Source organism: Paraburkholderia sp. GAS448 (assembly GCF_050435685.1).
Lineage (GTDB): Bacteria > Pseudomonadota > Gammaproteobacteria > Burkholderiales > Burkholderiaceae > Paraburkholderia.
This window is the reverse complement of record NZ_JBNDKT010000132.1, coordinates 1-1,963: the sequence shown is the minus strand read 5'-3', so window position 1 is coordinate 1,963 and position 1,963 is coordinate 1. Positions and strand designations below refer to the sequence as shown.

At 61.6% G+C, this 1,963-nt stretch carries 2 protein-coding genes; both read left to right on the top strand.

The annotated features are described in order from the left end of the window. Positions 1-132 precede the first annotated feature (132 nt). A complete protein-coding gene (locus P3T23_RS47575) occupies positions 133-1,263 on the top strand; it encodes an IS110 family transposase (protein WP_429322934.1) in 1,131 nt (376 codons plus the stop codon). A 342-nt stretch (positions 1,264-1,605) separates the two neighbouring features. Continuing rightward, positions 1,606-1,963, top strand: a 358-nt coding sequence (locus P3T23_RS47570; RefSeq protein WP_429322933.1) for an IS110 family transposase, incomplete at its 3' end; no start/stop codon positions are given.

Sequence of the window (1,963 nt, the reverse complement as noted above, 5' to 3'; positions counted from 1 at the left end):
ACAAGGCAGTATGACTTTCCGTGAGGCAGAGGCTGGCCCGCCGTGAGGAATCAGACGCGGGTTAGCATGGCTGCCAGAGCCGCACGGTGCGGACAGGACCGCACCCGGCGATTTCCAGCACGGAGGCCAGCAATGGAAAACGATAGCACGTTGTACGTCGGTTTGGACGTTCACAAGGACTCGATCACGGTCGCCTACGCGCTCGGCTCGGGCGAGGTCCAACTGGTCGGCAAAATCGGTACGACGCGGACCGATATCGATCGCCTGTGCAAGCGTCTGCAATCGAAAGCGCGACACGTGGTGGTTGTCTATGAAGCAGGTCCATGCGGTTATGGGCTATACCGTCAGCTCGTGCAGAAGGGGGTCGACTGCATGGTGTGCGCGCCGTCACTGATTCCCCGAAAGCCGGGGGAACGTGTTAAGACCGACCGCCGCGATGCCGTCAAGCTCGTCCGCTCTCTGCGCGCTGGCGACCTGTCAGCAGTGTACGTTCCCGCCGTTGACGACGAAGCGTTCCGCGATCTGGCACGTGCGTGGGTGAGCGCCAAGGACGATCTGAAGCGAGCCCGTCAACGGCTGAAGTCCTTCCTGCTCTCGCACGGCGTGCGCTATACCGGAAGCGCCAACTGGGGCCCCGCGCACCGGCACTGGCTAAGCCAGTATTCGTTCGGCAACGAATGGCAGCAACTGGCGTTTGAAGAGCATCGGCGCATGATCGAGGATCGCCTCGCGCAATGCGAGCGTCTCGAGACCGCGTTGCGCGAGGCGGTGCCCAACTGGCGATTCTATCCAGCCGTCCTTGGCCTGCAGGCAATGCGCGGCGTGCAGTTCACCACAGCCGTAGGGATGCTCGCCGAACTGGGGGACCTGTCGCGCTTCGAGCATCCCCGTCAGCTGATGGCCTGGCTCGGCGTGACGCCGTCCGAACACTCCTCCGGCGAGAAGCGCCGCCAGGGCAGCATCACGAAGACCGGCAACAGCTACGCCAGAAAGCTGCTCGTCGAGGCGGCCTGGAGCTACCGGCATCCGGCACGCGTGAGTCCCGACATTCAGCGCCGCCACGAAGGCATCCCGAAGGCCATCATTGATCGCGCCTGGGACGCGCAGCTGCGGTTGTGCCGCCGATATCGCAGGCTCGCGGCACGCGGCAAAAATCCGAACATCGCGACGGTCGCGGTTGCCCGGGAACTGGCCGGTTTCATCTGGGACGTCAGCCGTCTGGCAATGTCGCTCGCCGTGCCACGCACCGCACACGCAGCGTAACCGAGCCGATCAGTCGAATTGACGAACATCTGGAGAAGAGTTTCCTGAAGGCGGCGTAGCCCGGTACTCGAGCAACCCGCGGCTAAACAGCGCAACGTGCATCACCGATTTGCGGAACAAGGGAGCGGCAGGCTCACGAGACGGACCTCTGTAATGCGGTAACCAACCCGCGGATATCAGTGTGATTCACCGTCGGAATTACTGCTACGCCGCCCTCAGGAAATTCAGATCACCAATCGCGAAGAATGCAAAGAAGATACCTATGAAAAAATGAAAACCGATCCCGTTTGACACGGAAAGTCATATCAGTTTAGTGGAATCGACCTGCACTCGAACAACAGTGTGGTCGTGGTCAGCGATGAGGCTGACCGGATCCTCTACCAGCGGCGGTTACCGAACGATGCGGTACAGATCCGGGCGGCGCTGGCTCCGCACCGCGAGGACCTGGTTGGGGTGGTCATCGAAGCAACGTACAACTGGTACTGGCTGGTGGATGACCTGATGAAAGAAGGCTACCCGGTGCATCTGGCGAACCCCGCGGCGATCAGGCAGTACGAGGGACTGAAATACAGTGGCGACTTCACCGATGCCGCCCATCTCGCGCAGCTACTACGTCTGGGACTCTTGCCGGAAGGCTATATTTACCCGGCACAGGAACGGCAGGTGCGGGACCTCTCGCGCAAGCGGATGCAACTGGTGC

Bases quoted from the DNA above. Each gene is read 5' to 3' on its own strand.
- P3T23_RS47575 (WP_429322934.1), top strand. From the start codon at position 133: ATGGAAAACGATAGCACGTTGTACGTCGGTTTGGACGTTCACAAGGAC.